The organism is Paraburkholderia sp. Cpub6 (assembly GCF_014201065.1).
GTDB classification, from domain to species: Bacteria; Pseudomonadota; Gammaproteobacteria; order Burkholderiales; family Burkholderiaceae; genus Paraburkholderia; species Paraburkholderia tuberum.
The window spans coordinates 203,274-217,381 of record NZ_JACHDM010000008.1 but is presented as its reverse complement, the minus strand read 5'-3'; the positions used below and the strand labels follow the sequence as shown (position 1 = coordinate 217,381).

The window sequence follows — 14,108 nt, the reverse complement described above, 5'->3', positions numbered from 1 at the left end:
CGGATGTCCGTGTCGATGACGCCGTCCGTGGGGACGGGCGATAGCAGCTTGCCGGTGATCGTCGTGACGGGCATGGCGTTCGAGGCGCGCATCGCACGCGGCGACGGCAGCGTGCGCGTCGAAGTCGTGTACGCGGCGCGCGCCGATCTGCTCGAGCGCGCGCTGAACGCGGCGGTCGCTCGCGGCGCGGCGGGGATCGTCAGTTTCGGCACGGCGGGTGGGCTCGCGCCGGATCTGCAGCCGGGGGCGCTGATCGTCGCGGATGCCGTGCATGGGCCGTTCGGGCGTATCGACACGGATCGGCAATGGGCGGAGCGGATTGCCGCCGCCGTGACCAACGTCAGGACGGCCGAAGGGCTCGCGGGACGTCTGCGCCGTGGCGCGATGGCGGCAGTCGCCGCGCCGCTGATCACCGCCGAAGACAAACGCGCGCTGCACGAATCGACCGGCGCGCTCGCGGTGGATATGGAATCGCACATCGCTGGCGCGACCGCTGCCGCGCACGGTCTGCCGTTCGCCGTGTGTCGCGCGATCGTCGATCCGGCCTGGCGCACGCTGCCGCCGGCCGCGACCGCTGGTTTGCGCGACGACGGCAGCACCGCCCTCGGGCCGATTCTGCGCGAATTGCTGAGGCAGCCGTCGCAACTCGGCGCGCTGCTGCGACTCGCCGGCGATGCGCGCGCCGCGCGGACTACGCTGGTCGAGGCGCGGGAGGCCCTGGGGAAGGGCGGCGCGCTGCGGATCGCGGGCGTCAGCAGTTGAGCGACGGGGATGGCGGTTAGCCATCCCGACTGCGTCTGGGGCCGGCAGCAAGTCGCTAGCGCGGGCGTGACCTACCCCTGGAGCGGCGACTCGAGTCTTCGCCCAGGTCCCTTAGGCGGTTGCGCAGCCGCTGGTTATCTGCGTAAAGCCCCGCAAATGCCAGTATGAACAGTAGCAGCGGAAACCACTGGCCGCTGTAGCGAATCAGCCCCCATGCGATCGCCGCACAGCCGATAGCGGCGAGCAGAAGCGCCACTTTATCGACGATCCAATTCATAGCAGCTCAGCGCGATGGAGCGCCAGACAGGCGTAGTACCGGCGCGCTGGCCTGTTGTTTGCTTGCACTTCCGGATGACGATGGATGAATGCCAGCATGGTCTGTGGAACGACCAATCCGAGGCGATCAATTGCAGTGAGGCGGCGCGTTCGCTGATTCAATGGCTTTGGTGTCCCATGTTCCGAGTCGCACGTCTTCTGCCCGCATGCGTAGGGTCAGCGGCAACGGGTCCGCCTGCACGGCGTTCCCAGATATTGGTGTCAATCACGGCAGCCTGTCCTCGGGTAGCACCAGGCGGCCGAGTGAATACCGGTTATTGCTCACAATGCTCTCCCGTTAAAAAGAGAAAATTCTAGCCGATGAATGCCCGTTTTTATTTTGGGATAACATCCTCCGTAATAGAAATGGTGAATATAATTGTAAATTCTGGTCAAATTCCGTATTAATAATCGACTTTCCCATCGAGTGGCGGTAATTATCAGGCTCCTCTTCTTAAGGAGCCTGATAAAAATGGCATGGGACAAAACCGGCGCAGTACGATACCTGCAAGCTAACGCTAGGCTATCGAGCCAGAGCCGATGCGCGGAGTACACTAGGCGTGCGATTGAAGCGGGAGGACTGCGGATTACGCATACGGCGTACGCGAAAGATTACGGCTCGTCGCTCGTGGGAGCGGGGTTTCACGAGGTGGCTGGCACTCCGCAGCGCGGCGACGTGGTAGTTATTCAGGCCATTACGGGTCATCCATACGGCCACATGGCGATGTTTGACGGCCAGATATGGATATCGGATTTTCGACAATTGCATGGGTTTTATCCGGGTCAGGCCTATCGAACCATGAAACCTGCATACAAAATATTCCGGCACGACTGACCATGAGTAAATTTCTTTTGCGCGTTTTTGCCTCACTGGCTCTTGCGTTGGTACTCGAGCCGGGTGTAACCATCGCAGCGACTCCGGATACACCAGAAGCCGCAGTGAAGGCGTTTTACATTTGGTATTTGCAGCGGGAGGGCAGCGTTTATCAACTGACGGATAGCCACATTTACAACTATGTGGCAAAACCGACGGTCGATAATCTGCGGGACGACTATCGCCACAAACGCTTGCCGGGCGGTGCGGACTACTTCACGCGGGTGCAAGACCTCGATCCGCAAATATGGCTCACAACGATGACTTTGCATCCGGCAATCGCGCTCGGCGGGACGGCGGTAATTCCAGTGACGTTCGGGTTAACGGAAAAACAGAATCTCGTCGTGTTCGTCGCAAAGGAAAACGGGCATTGGCGGATAACCAAGGTAGAGGACACAACCGGCTATCAGGGATTCCACCAGTATGACCCGATGGATTAGGGAATACGTTCCTAACCTGCCCGCCCGCTGTCGAGCGGGCTTTTTTCCGTCGGCGCTGCATGGCCGCACGAGTATCCGTTCCGCGGACGAGCAGTTCGCTCACTATCGCGCGAACTCCAAGCCGGTACCGCAAACGGCACCCGTCAGGGCCGTCGAGGAAGGGTGACGTTTGGCTGTACTTCAGCGTGGGGCGCCCATCCAGGGCGCCCCGCTGTGCCTTGTAGCGCTGGAATGAAGCGCCAGGGCACGGCGGCCGGTTCCCAGATCCCCTGGAGCGCTATTGCGGGGCCGACGCCGGCTCAGCAGGCACGGCTGGCGTAGCGCCCGCGCCACTGTCACCCGGATCGGTGTAGTTCGGCAGATCCCCGCTGGGCGCGTTGGTCGCTCCACCGGAAGCCCCATTGGGCGCCGGCGAGGACTCACCAGGATCGTTGTAATTCGGCAGCGCACCGGGCGCGCCCTTGGCCGCGCCGCCCGCTCCCGAAGCGCCATTGGGCGTCTCGCCCACATCGCCCGGATCGGAGTAATTCGGCAGGCCGCCCGCCGGCGCGCCTGCCGCTGGGGCAGCAGCCGGGCCCGTATCGCCGTGATCGTCGTAGTTCGGCAGCGGCGGAGGGTTATTGCTCGTGCCGCGCAGCCGCGCGAGGCGCTGCTGCAAAAAGGCATCACGCACGAACGAGTACTTGTCGAGCGCAGCCTGCTCCAGAAGGCTGGTCGCGCCGAGCAGATCCGAACGTGTGCTAACGAACTGCAGCACGTACAGCGGATTGCGGGTCGCGGGTTCGATATAGTTCAGCGGATTGAACTTCACATCGACGACGAGCCCCATGCTGTCGCGCACCGTGCTCGGCCCGAACAGCGGCAGCACCAGATACGGACCCGACGGAATGCCCCAATGCCCGAGCGTCAGACCGAAGTCCTGATGATGCTTGGGCAGACCGGCCGGCGTCGCCCAGTCGAGCAGGCCGCCAATACCAAACACCGAGTTGAACGCGAAGCGCATGATGTCTTCGGTCGCATCGGTGATCTTCAGTTGCAGCAGCGCGTTTGCGGCGTTGGTGAGGTCGCCGAGGTTCGAGAAGAAATTGCTGACGGCGGTGCGCAGCGGCTGCGGCGTCACTTTCTGGTAGCCCTTCGCGACCGGCACCGCGATATAGCGATCGACTCCGTCATTGAAATTGAAGATCACCCGGTTCACCGGCTCGAACGGATCGCCCGGCTTGCGATCCGGAGCGGTCGCGCAGCCGGATATGAGACCCGCGGCGGTGAGCGCCAGCGCGGTGTTACGCAGCTTCATGCTTATATTCCTTTTTGCTTCCCGCGACGTTGACGCGGCTTGCCCATCAGCACCGGCTGGAAAACCACCGCTCCGATCAGCGTGCAGAACAGCGAAAGCACGAGCAGCCTCCCCATGCTGGACGTGCCCGGATGGTGCGACAGCCACAGGCTACCAAACGCGGTGGCCGTTGTGGCGGCGCTGAACAGCACCGCATGCGTGAGGCTCGACTGCAACAGGCCGGTCTGGCCGTGGCGCCACGCCATCACGAAGTAGATCTTGAACGCGACGCCGACGCCGAGCATCAGCGGCAGCGCGATGATGTTCGCGAAGTTCAGCGGCATGCCGAATACCACGCACAGTTCGAGCGTGACGATCGCGGACACCAGCAGCGGCACCAGCGTGCGCAGCACGTCGCCGACGCGGCGCAGCGCGATCCACAGCAGCACGGCGATCGACAGCAGCGCATAGACGGCCGCCTGCAGGAACGCCTTGATGATCGTGTTGGCCGAATGCAGGATCGAGATCGGTCCGCCGATCGCGCCCGGCTCCGCCCTCTTCACCGCGTGCGCGAAGCGCGCGAGCATCTGGTCGTCGTTCGGATCGACGCCGGGCGGCACCTTCGGCGCGATATCGACGAGCGCATGACCGCCCTTGCCGATCCACATCGCGGTGATGCCTGGCGGCAGGGTCTGCTGGGTTATTTCGGTCGGCTGCAGAAGGTTCTCAAGCTGCTTCAAGGCGATGCGCAGCGTGTCGGACATCGCGACTTCGGCGCGGTCGCGCGTGGCGGCGTCGGCGGCGGCGAGCTTTTGCAAGGTCGCGGACAGGTGCTGCGCATCCGCCGCGCCCGGGCCCGGATGGTCCTCGGCCGCGAGCGACAACTGATTCGCCGCGCGCTTCAATGCGGCGACGCGCAACTCGTCGGTGGCTTGCGGCGCGGGCTGCTGTTGCAGCGCCGGCAGCAGCTGTTGCGCGGCGCTCGCGATCAGCATCATCTTCTGCTGCTGGTCGGCCGGCACGAAGGTGCTCAGCGTGTTGACGCGGCCCACTTCCGGCAGCTTGCGCAGTCGCTCGGCCATCGCGTCGGCGTCGGCAAGCGACGGCGCCAGCGCCTGCACGTTGTTCACCGCGGCTTCGGGCGAATCCTTCAGCGACAGCAACGTTGCCATCGACTCGGTGTGCGGGTCCTTCAGATGCAGCGGATTGAAGTCGAAACGCAGGTGCGTGAGCAGCGGTGTCGCGCCGATCACGACGAGCAGCGTGCCGATCAACACCGGCTTGCGATGGCGGTCGAGGAAGTCGTCGACGGGCTCGAGCTGCCTGAAACCGGGCGAGGCGACTTCGCCGGGCGGATTGAAGAGTTTCAGCAGCGCTGGCAGCAAGGTCATGTTGGTGAAGTACGCGACGAACATGCCTACGCCCGCGATCTGGCCAAGCTCCGACACGCCGCGATAAGCGGTCGGCAGGAACGAGAAGAAGCTCAGCGCGACTGCCACGGCCGCGAGCGTGAGCGGCACGCCGATGCTGTGCGCAGTGTGCATCAGCGCGGCCGACAGCCGGTCGTCGCGGTTGCGCTCCTCGCGATACTTGACGCCGAACTGCACGCCGAAATCGACGCCGAGCCCGACGAACAGCACCATGAACGCGACCGAAATCATGTTGAGCGCGCCGACCATCAACAGGCCGAGCGCGGCCGTGATCGCGAGGCCGACGAACAGCGTGATGAACACGGCCGCGATCATGCGGCCCGAGCGCAGCGCGAGCCACAGAATGATCAGGACGACGATGAAAGTGCCGATGCCGTTCAGCACCGCACCGTCCTGCACTGACGCGAACTCCTCGTCGGCGAGTGGCTGCTCGCCGGTCAGGCGGATCGTCGCACCGTAGCGCTCCTGGAGATGCAGCGAGACCGCGGTTGCGCGAATCGCCCTCGACGCGCTCGCGCCCGGCTCCAGCGCGTCGTAGTTGACGACCGGATGCACGACGACAAACGAACGCGCCGGATCGGTGGCGGCGCTTTTATCGACGAGAGCGCGCCACGAGAACGCCGCGGGCTGGCCGGCCAGCACGCGATCGAGCGTGTTCGCGCTTTGCGCAAGCAGCCGGCTCATGTCAGGGAGTTTGACCTGGCCGAGTTGCAGCGGCAGCAGCAGGGTCGTAGTCAGCGTGCTGGCGAGACCGGTCAGGCTCGGATCATGCGCAAGTTGATTGACGAGCGGGCGCGACTGCACGAGTTGCGAGGTGGTGGACATCACCTCGTCGGTGGACGGAAACAGCAGGCCGTTGTGTTCGAAGAAGGGGCCGCCGGCGGGCTGCGAGACCGACGTGAACTCCTTCGGATCGGCTCTGAGCGCGGCGGTCAGCGCATTGGCGGCGGCGTCGGCGAATTCGGGCGCGCGCGCCTCGACCACCACCAGCACGGTGTCGCCACGGTCGGGGAAGGCGGCGTCGAGCGCGTTCTGGACTGCCGCCCATCGCTTGTCGGTCTCGATGAGACGGCTGATGTCCGTGTTGATCTTGAAGTTATGCGCGACGTATATGCCGCTCAGGACAGCGAGCACGATCGACAGCGCGATGATCCTCAGCGGATGACGCACCGAATACGCGACGAGACGGACGATAGATGACTTCAGCATGTAGGCGGACGTGGCCTTATCACGGGTGTTGTTTTTGACGAAGGTGCATAAGTATACAGAGCCCGGGCAAGCAAGCCCGACTTCGGTAGCAAGTACGGCTCCTGACGGCTTCGTCCGGATGGGAACGTAATCCCCGCTATACTGGTGTACCTCTCTTTAGCCGCGGGGCTGCGGCCCGTCGGCGCTACTTCTTTCGAGTCATGACAAGCGTATGAAACGATATCTGACTGCTTTTGTGGCTGCTGCCGTGGTATCCACGGCGGCGTTTGCGCAGAGCGCACCCGACGCGGTGGTAAAAAGTGCAGTCCAGGGCACGGTGACTGCAATGAAGGCTGACCCGCAGGCGCGCGGCGGCGACATGGCGAAGATCACCCAGGTCGTCCAGACGCACTTCCTGCCCGCCACCGACTTTCAGCGCACCACACGTATCGCGGTAGGCAAGCCGTGGGCGACCGCGACGCCGGAGCAGCAGAAGCAACTGTACGAGCAGTTTACGCTGCTGCTCACGCGTACCTATGCCGCATCGCTGTCGCAACTGCGCGACCAGGACGTGAAGTTCCAGTTTGCGCCGGTCAGCGTGCAAGGCGGCGCGACCGACATCGTCGTGCAATCGCACGTGATCAGCAACGGCGGCGATGACTCGATCGACTACCGGCTCACCAAGGGGCCGTCGGGCTGGAAGATCTACGACATCAACATGATGGGCGCGTGGCTGATCCAGGTGTATCAGACGCAGTTCGCCGACCAGATCGCCAAAGGCGGCATCGACGGGCTGATCAAATTCCTGACCGCGCATAATGCGCGCGGCGCGTAAGTGGGTCGGTCGACAGAAGTTTCAATCGGTAAAAGAAAAGCGCGGTGGCCTTGATTGGCCACCGCGCTTTTTTTCGAGTTGCTTGCGCTAACGATCAGGCGCAATAGAGGGACGGCGCGCGGCCGCTCTCCTGTCGAACGCCTCAGTGCGCGGCCGTCGCGGTCTCGACCTTCTTGCCCTTGCCGGCGCGCGTGATTTCTTCGAGCTTGATCTCGACGTGACGCGAGAACACGTACTCGGCGGGACGCTGCTTGTCGAGCGGAATGTCCTGCGCGAACGCGCCCGTGGTTTTCGGGCCGCGCATGCTGACCTTCAGCGCCTTCAGCGGATGCGCAACCGTGTCCATCACGGCCGTCGCTTCGAAACCGCAGTGGACCATGCAGTCCGCGCACTTCTCGTAGTTGCCGGTGCCGTACTTGTCCCAGTCCGTGGTTTCCATCAGTTCCTTGAAGGTCTTCACGTAGCCTTCGCCGACCAGATAGCACGGTTTTTGCCAGCCGAACACGGTACGCGCCGGGTTGCCCCACGGCGTGCATTCGTAGGTCCGGTTGCCCGCGAGGAAGTCGAGGAACATCGCCGACTGGCTGAACGACCAGTTCTTGCCGTTGTTGCCGCGCTTGAAGATTTCGCGGAACAGCTGCTTGGTCTTGTCGCGGTTCAGGAAGTGCTGCTGATCCGGCGCGCGTTCATACGCATAACCCGGCGATACCGTGATGCCGTCGACGCCCATCGGGCCCAACGTGTCGAAGAACTTCGCCACGCGTTCCGGCTGCGCGTCGTTGAACAGCGTGCAGTTGATGTTGACGCGGAAGCCGCGGCGCTTCGCTTCGCGGATCGCGGCCACGGCCTTCTCGTACACGCCTTCCTGCGACACCGAGTGATCGTGCGCTTCCTTGTCGCCGTCAAGGTGAACCGACCATACGAAGTACGGATTCGGCTCGTAGTCGTCCATCTTCTTTTCCATCAGCAGCGCGTTCGTGCACAGGTACACGAACTTCTTGCGCGCCATGATGCCCTTGACGATCTGCGGCATTTCCTTGTGCAGCAGCGGCTCGCCACCCGCGATCGATACGACCGGCGCACCGCATTCGTCGACGGCCTGCAGGCATTCTTCCAGCGACAGACGCTGGTTCAGAATCGGATCCGGATAGTCGATCTTGCCGCAGCCATTGCAGGCGAGATTGCAGCGAAACAGCGGCTCCAGCATCAGGGCGAGCGGATAGCGTTTGTTGCCGGAGAGATGCTGGCGCATGATGTATGCGCCGACGCGGACTTTCTGTAGCAGCGGAATAGACAAGGCGTCCTCCTTAAACTTCGCGTGCAGCGAGTGGTTGCATCAGTTTCGATGGCAACTTGAATTCGACTTTTTCTTCACGGCCCGCCATCGTCGTGACATCGACGGGCCCCAATGCGCGTAGCGCATCGATTACGTTTTCGACCATTTCTTCGGGCGCCGACGCGCCGGCCGTGATGCCGACCGTGTGCACGTTGGCGAACCATTCCGGCTTCACTTCGGAGCCGTCGGCGACGAGGTAGCTCGCCACGCCGCTCTCGCTGCCGATTTCGCGCAGCCGGTTCGAGTTCGAGCTGTTGGTCGCGCCGACCACCAGCAGTACATCGACCTCTTTGCTCAATTCGCGCACCGCCGCCTGGCGGTTCTGCGTTGCATAGCAGATGTCACGCGTGTCGGGACCGACCATGTCGGTAAAGCGGCGCAGCAGCGCGTCGATGATGCCGCGCGTGTCGTCGACCGACAACGTGGTTTGCGTCACGTAGGCGAGCGGCGCATCGACCGGCAACTCGAGTTTCGCGACTTCTGCCTCGCTCTGCACGAGCAGCACCGTGCCGGGGATCTGGCCGATCGTGCCTTCCACTTCGGGATGGCCGGCGTGGCCGATCAGGATCAGCGTGCGGCCGGCGGCCACGTACTGACGACCCTGTACGTGCACCTTGGTCACGAGCGGGCAGGTTGCGTCGAGCACGTCGAGGCCGCGCGCTTCGGCATCACGTTCGACGGTTTGCGCAACACCATGCGCGCTGAATATCGCGACGGCACCTTGCGGCACTTCATCGAGTTCCTCGACGAAACGCGCGCCCTTCTGGCGCAGATTGTCGACCACGTGACGGTTATGGACAATCTCGTGGCGGACATACACGGGCGCGCCGTGTTGCTGTAACGCACGATCGACGATTTCGATTGCGCGGACAACGCCCGCACAAAAGCCGCGCGGCTGAGCAAGGATGACTCGCATAAGTTGGCGAACTCCGACTAACGCGGGTTTCGAAGAAGTCGTGAAACTGACTTTATCGCCGCGCTCATCTTGATTAGTTGACGTCTTGAGCCCCGGCGACCGGCCGGTACAGCAAAACCAAACGCGCATTCTAACGCTATCGGGGCCACTTTGCTTTTTGCTGCGGCCCGTGTGTTGGCCGCTTGCCGCACCCGCTGGGCCGTGCGGAGGACCGGGGCGGCGAGCGTTACAAAGATGTAAGGAGTCAGCGCGGGATTGCCTCGTAACGCGCCCGACCATGACCGCACACTGCACCGTCACGGCGGAACCCTTAAACTACCGATCCTTGCCGCGCGGACATCGCGCTGTATTACAGAATGGTTTCGAGGCTCGCTGGATGGACGTCGATCAGCACGAAAACTTTCCGATCGCGAGCGTGTTGCTGCCGAAGGCCCTACGCGCGCCTGTCGGTATTATCTATCAGGTCGTGCGCACTGCGGCCGATATCTCCGCCGAAGGCCAGTGGAGCGCCGCCGAGCGGCATGCCCGGCTGGCCGATTTCCGCGCCGGGCTCGACGCGATCGCGCAACGGCGCGCCGCGCCCGTGCATGCGCTGTTGTTCGGCAAGCTCGCTGGCGTGATCGCGCAATACGAGCTGCCGCTCGAACCGTTCTACGATCTGCTCGACGGCTGCGCGCAGGACATCGATACGAATCGCTATGCGGATCGCGCCGCGCTCGTCGACTATTGCCGCCGCTCGGCGCATCCGGTCGGGCATCTGCTGCTGCATCTGGTGGGCGCGGCGACGCCGCACAATCTTGCCGACGCCGACGCGATCTGCACGGCGTCGCAGCTGATCAGCTTCTGGCTCGACGTCGCCGCCGACTGGCAACGACAGCACGTGTACCTGCCGCAAGCCGATTTGCGCCGCTTCGGCGTGACCGAGGCGCAGATTGCCGATGGTGTCGTCGACGATGCGTGGCGCGCGCTGATGGCGTATGAAATCGCGTTCGTGCGCGCCACCCTGGTCCGCGGCGCACCGCTCGCGCTGCGCATGCCGGGGCGGCTCGGCATCGAGCTGTGCGGCGCGGTGCATGCAGGCTTTCGGTTTCTCGAGCGCATCGAGCGCGCGGATTACGATGTGTTCCGCGCGCGCCCGGTCCTCAATCTGTTCGACTGGTGCGTGGTGGCGGCGCGCACCCTGAAAATGCGACTATCCAGACGCGTCGGCATGGCGGCGCGCTCAATCGAGGGTAATGCTTAATGGCGGCGGTCCTGTTCGTTCTTTCGTGTGTTTCCCTGCTGATCTGGTGCGTGCTGCTGTTCGCGCGTGGCGGCTTCTGGCGCGCGCGCCCCGCCGCGCCGCTGGCCATCGCGGCGCGCGACGCATGGCCGGCCGTCGCGGCCGTCGTACCGGCGCGCAATGAAGTCGACGTGATCGCCGAGGCGGTCACGTCGCTGCTCGAGCAGGACTACGCAGGCGCGTTCCACGTGATCGTCGTCGACGATCACAGCACCGACGGCACCGCCGACGCCGCGCGTGCCGCAGCGCTGCGGCTGCAATGTCCGGAGCGCCTCACCGTGCTGAGCGCGAAGCCGTTGCCCCCCGGCTGGTCCGGCAAGGTGTGGGCGCAGTCGCAGGGCATCGAGGCGGTGCGCACGCTCGATCTGCCGGCCGAATTCCTGTTGCTGACCGATGCCGACATCGGCCACCCCGCCGAGGCGTTGACGCAGCTCGTCGCGCGCGCGGATGCCGAAAAGCGCGACCTCGTCTCGCTGATGGTCCGGCTGCGCTGCGATTCGTTCTGGGAAAAGGCGCTGATTCCGGCCTTCGTGTTCTTCTTCGCGAAGCTGTATCCGTTCGCGTGGGTCAACGATCCACGCAACCGCACCGCGGCCGCGGCGGGCGGCTGCATGCTGGTGCGCCGCGCGGCGCTCGAGGAAGCGGGCGGCATCGAGTCGATTCGCGCCGAGCTGATCGACGATTGCAGTCTTGCCGCGCGCATCAAGCATCGTGGCACCGGCCGTCATCCGATCCGGCTCGATGTGGCGGCGAAGAGCGTGTCGCTGCGTCCCTACGATAGCTGGCGCGACATCTGGAACATGATCGCGCGCACCGCGTTCACGCAGCTGCGCTACTCGCCGCTGCTGCTCGCGGGCACGCTCGTCGGCATGGCGATCATCTATCTGTTGCCGCCGGTCGCGGCGTTGATCCTCGGGCCGCTCGGCTGGCCGGCCTGGATCGCGTGGGCGGCAATGTGCTGCGCCTATGCGCCGATGCTCGTCTACTACCGGCGCTCGCCGCTGTGGGCGCCGTTTCTGCCGCTCGTGGCGCTGTTCTATGTCGGCGCAACGTTCGCATCGGCGGTGCGCTACTGGCGTGGCAAGGGTGGGCAGTGGAAGGCGCGCGTGCAGGCGCCGGTGCAGGAGCGCTGAAGTCTGGCGATGGCCGATGCGCTCGTCGGATGCAGAAGGCAGACGTAAAAAAAGCGGCTCCAGGCCGCTTTTTCTACGTAGCGCGTTTCATCACGCGTTCGTCAGCATCATGTACATCTGGATCACGATGTCCGGCGAGAACGTGAACGGCACCCAGCCGTGGCCGGTGTGGCGCATCACCAGCAAGCGGTCGCCGTTCGACTGCTTCTGCACGGCCATCATCGGATTCTTCGTCGAGACGAATTGCCAGCCCGGCGGGATGCCTTGCGGCTGCTCCGGCGTCATCGACGCCCGTGCGTTCGACAGTTCCTCGATCAGCCGGCTGATCTGGTCCGGGCGTAGCGCGACGGTCTGGTCGCCGATCGTCATCGTGATTTCGTCGCGCGCGGGGCGGTTGATTTCGAGCGTCGGCTGGAACTGCGGGGCGGCCGGCGTATCGATCGCTTCGGCGTGCGTTTCGGCGTTTGCTTCGGTGCTCGCGGGCTGTTCCGCTGCCGCTTGCGCCGCTGCTTCGTGCGCGGCATGCTCCACCGCCGCGGGCGATGCCGCAGCGTCAGCGCTTGTCTCGGGAGTGTTCTCGGCCTGCGTGGCCACGACAGCCTGAATGAGCTGATCGACGCCCATTTCCAGCGCGCCGAGCTGTTCGTGAAGATTCATGCGAGGTTTCTCAGGTAGGACCCGCGATTTTACCTGCTGCGCGCAGGCTTGGACCCGTCGCCGACGCGGGACTTGTAACAAAATGCTTACGGCCGCTGTTCAGCCCTTCACTTATCCCTTGATCACCGCTTCAGATACCCCGCCTGCCGGAACCATTCGAGCGCATCGGCGAGCCCCTCGCGATAAGGCCGCGCCCGATACCCCAGCTCGCGTTCCGCCTTCGCCGACGTGAAATACATCTTGTTCTTCGACATCTTCAGTCCGTCGACGGTGACGAAAGGTTCGCGCTTCGTGAATTTGGCGACCGCTTCCGCGCCCATCGCGAGCGGATACAACGGCCAGCGCGGCAGGCTCAGTGTCGGTGCCTTGCGGTCGGTCAACGCCGCGATATCGGCGAGCATCTGCTGCAACGGCAGATTTTCGCCGCCCAGAATATAGCGCTCGCCGATCTTGCCGCGTTCGAGCGCAAGGAAATGACCGGCGGCGACGTCGTCGACGTGCACGAGGTTCAGCCCCGTATCGACGAATGCGGGAATCTTGCCGAGCGCCGCCTCCAGAATGATGCGCCCGGTGGGCGTCGGTTTCACGTCGCGCGGGCCGATCGGCGTCGATGGATTGACGATCACCGCGGGCAGACCGTCCTCGGCGATCATGCGCTCGACCGCGCGCTCGGCGAGCACCTTGCTGCGCTTGTAGACGCCGATCGCCTGGTCGGCGCGAAGCGGCGAGGTTTCGTCGGCGGACTGGCCGGAGCTCGTCACCTTCAGCGTGGCGACGCTGCTCGTGTACACGATGCGTTCCACGCCTTCCTTCAACGCCGCGCGCATCGTCGCCTCGGTGCCTTCGAGATTCGCGCGCTCGATCTCGCCGGGGTCCGGCGCCCACAGCCGATAATCGGCGGCCACGTGCAGCAGATAGCGCGCGCCGCGCAGCGCGTTGCGCATGGATGCTTCGTCGCGCATGTCGCCGACGACGATTTCCGCGTCGAGCGATTCGACGTTCTTGCGCGGACTCGTTGCGCGCACCAGCACGCGTACGCGAAAGCCCTTGCTCTGCGCGATGCGCGCCACCGACGAGCCGACGAAGCCGGACGCGCCGGTCACGAGCACGAGATCGCGATTCTGTTCGGTCATTCTGTTTCCATTTCCTGCGTGACGGTCGACGGATTGTACGTGGCGCGCGCAAAGGATGGGCGTTGCCGAGCGCGCTCGCCGCGACGCGACTAGAATGCCGGCTTGAAAGACTGTCAGGCATTAAAAGGAGGTAGCGGCATGGCCCCGGATCTGGATGAGCGGATCGAAACGTATTACGCGCGGGTGCGCGGCACCGTGCAGGGCGTTGGCTTTCGGCTTGCGACGGTGCGCCAGGCGCACGCGCTCGGCATCAAGGGATGGGTCGCGAATCTCGACGACGGTTCGGTCGAGGCGATGTTGCAGGGATCGGCCAATCAGATCGACCGGATGTTGTCGTGGCTGCGTCACGGGCCGCCGGCGGCGCGCGTGACCGAAGTGAGAGGCGAGGAGCGCGTGACGGACAGGCGTTACGAGCGCTTCGAGCAGCATTGAGCTCGAGCTGCGCGAGTTAAAAAAGCGGCGCGCCGTCCAGAGGAGGGCGCGCCGCTTTTTCGTTGATGCCTTTATCGGCCGTTATTTGCCGCGTGGTCA

Annotated in this window: 12 protein-coding genes; 6 read left to right on the top strand and 6 right to left on the bottom strand. The window is 64.2% G+C overall.

The annotated features are described in order from the left end of the window. Window positions 1-3: 3 nt before the first annotated feature. Together HDG33_RS16990 and HDG33_RS16985 are read left to right on the top strand one after the other, a co-directional pair. Window positions 4-762, top strand: coding sequence for a phosphorylase (locus HDG33_RS16990; protein WP_184030923.1), 759 nt, complete (start codon window positions 4-6; stop codon window positions 760-762). Window positions 763-1,914: 1,152 nt separating this feature from the next. After that, window positions 1,915-2,391 carry a DUF3828 domain-containing protein gene (locus HDG33_RS16985; RefSeq protein ID WP_184030910.1) on the top strand — a complete coding sequence of 159 codons (477 nt, stop codon included), beginning with the start codon at window positions 1,915-1,917 and terminating at the stop codon, window positions 2,389-2,391. A gap of 277 nt (window positions 2,392-2,668) precedes the next feature. On the opposite strand, the gene HDG33_RS16980 is transcribed toward HDG33_RS16985, so the two are convergent. Together HDG33_RS16980 and HDG33_RS16975 are read right to left on the bottom strand one after the other, a co-directional pair. Further along, a complete protein-coding gene (locus HDG33_RS16980) occupies window positions 2,669-3,688 on the bottom strand; it encodes a VacJ family lipoprotein (protein WP_184030897.1) in 1,020 nt (339 codons plus the stop codon). Window positions 3,689-3,690: 2 nt separating this feature from the next. Further along, a complete protein-coding gene (locus tag HDG33_RS16975) occupies window positions 3,691-6,306 on the bottom strand; it encodes an MMPL family transporter (protein WP_184030894.1) in 2,616 nt (871 codons plus the stop codon). Between the two features lie 211 nt (window positions 6,307-6,517). On the opposite strand from HDG33_RS16975, the gene HDG33_RS16970 reads away from it, so the two are divergent. Then, window positions 6,518-7,120, top strand: coding sequence for a phospholipid-binding protein MlaC (locus tag HDG33_RS16970; protein ID WP_184030891.1), 603 nt, complete (start codon window positions 6,518-6,520; stop codon window positions 7,118-7,120). Between the two features lie 142 nt (window positions 7,121-7,262). On the opposite strand, the gene hpnH is transcribed toward HDG33_RS16970, so the two are convergent. Then, entirely contained in the window at window positions 7,263-8,417 is a 1,155-nt protein-coding gene (gene hpnH, locus HDG33_RS16965; protein ID WP_184030888.1) for an adenosyl-hopene transferase HpnH, read from the bottom strand. Window positions 8,418-8,427: 10 nt separating this feature from the next. Next, entirely contained in the window at window positions 8,428-9,372 is a 945-nt protein-coding gene (ispH, locus tag HDG33_RS16960; protein ID WP_090808097.1) for a 4-hydroxy-3-methylbut-2-enyl diphosphate reductase, read from the bottom strand. Window positions 9,373-9,748: 376 nt separating this feature from the next. On the opposite strand from ispH, the gene hpnC reads away from it, so the two are divergent. Both hpnC and HDG33_RS16950 read left to right on the top strand, forming a co-directional pair. Further along, window positions 9,749-10,615, top strand: a complete 867-nt coding sequence (hpnC, locus tag HDG33_RS16955; protein WP_184030884.1) for a squalene synthase HpnC — start codon at window positions 9,749-9,751, stop codon at window positions 10,613-10,615. Beyond that, window positions 10,615-11,787 (top strand): glycosyltransferase, encoded by a 1,173-nt coding sequence (locus HDG33_RS16950; RefSeq protein WP_184030881.1) that lies wholly within the window; start codon window positions 10,615-10,617, stop codon window positions 11,785-11,787. The genes hpnC and HDG33_RS16950 overlap by 1 nt, the downstream gene beginning before the upstream one ends. Before the next feature lie 90 nt (window positions 11,788-11,877). Here the strand turns inward: HDG33_RS16950 and HDG33_RS16945 are convergent, their stop codons facing one another. Together HDG33_RS16945 and hpnA are read right to left on the bottom strand one after the other, a co-directional pair. Next, complete coding sequence (locus HDG33_RS16945) at window positions 11,878-12,444, bottom strand: hypothetical protein (RefSeq protein ID WP_184030878.1); 567 nt, start codon at window positions 12,442-12,444, stop codon at window positions 11,878-11,880. Window positions 12,445-12,566: 122 nt separating this feature from the next. Further along, window positions 12,567-13,577 (bottom strand): hopanoid-associated sugar epimerase, encoded by a 1,011-nt coding sequence (gene hpnA / locus HDG33_RS16940; protein WP_184030875.1) that lies wholly within the window; start codon window positions 13,575-13,577, stop codon window positions 12,567-12,569. Window positions 13,578-13,715: 138 nt separating this feature from the next. On the opposite strand from hpnA, the gene HDG33_RS16935 reads away from it, so the two are divergent. Then, window positions 13,716-14,009, top strand: a complete 294-nt coding sequence (locus HDG33_RS16935) for an acylphosphatase (protein ID WP_184030865.1) — start codon at window positions 13,716-13,718, stop codon at window positions 14,007-14,009. Window positions 14,010-14,108: the final 99 nt, after the last annotated feature.

Excerpts from the sequence above, each read along its gene's own strand:
- HDG33_RS16935 (WP_184030865.1), top strand. The coding sequence starts at position 13,716 with ATGGCCCCGGATCTGGATGAGCGGATCGAAACGTATTACGCGCGGGTG.
- HDG33_RS16950 (WP_184030881.1), top strand. The coding sequence starts at position 10,615 with ATGGCGGCGGTCCTGTTCGTTCTTTCGTGTGTTTCCCTGCTGATCTGG.
- hpnA (WP_184030875.1), bottom strand. The coding sequence starts at position 13,577 with ATGACCGAACAGAATCGCGATCTCGTGCTCGTGACCGGCGCGTCCGGC.
- HDG33_RS16980 (WP_184030897.1), bottom strand. The coding sequence starts at position 3,688 with ATGAAGCTGCGTAACACCGCGCTGGCGCTCACCGCCGCGGGTCTCATA.
- HDG33_RS16985 (WP_184030910.1), top strand. The coding sequence starts at position 1,915 with ATGAGTAAATTTCTTTTGCGCGTTTTTGCCTCACTGGCTCTTGCGTTG.
- HDG33_RS16970 (WP_184030891.1), top strand. The coding sequence starts at position 6,518 with ATGAAACGATATCTGACTGCTTTTGTGGCTGCTGCCGTGGTATCCACG.
- ispH (WP_090808097.1), bottom strand. The coding sequence starts at position 9,372 with ATGCGAGTCATCCTTGCTCAGCCGCGCGGCTTTTGTGCGGGCGTTGTC.
- HDG33_RS16975 (WP_184030894.1), bottom strand. The coding sequence starts at position 6,306 with ATGCTGAAGTCATCTATCGTCCGTCTCGTCGCGTATTCGGTGCGTCAT.
- HDG33_RS16990 (WP_184030923.1), top strand. The coding sequence starts at position 4 with ATGTCCGTGTCGATGACGCCGTCCGTGGGGACGGGCGATAGCAGCTTG.
- HDG33_RS16945 (WP_184030878.1), bottom strand. The coding sequence starts at position 12,444 with ATGAATCTTCACGAACAGCTCGGCGCGCTGGAAATGGGCGTCGATCAG.
- hpnC (WP_184030884.1), top strand. The coding sequence starts at position 9,749 with ATGGACGTCGATCAGCACGAAAACTTTCCGATCGCGAGCGTGTTGCTG.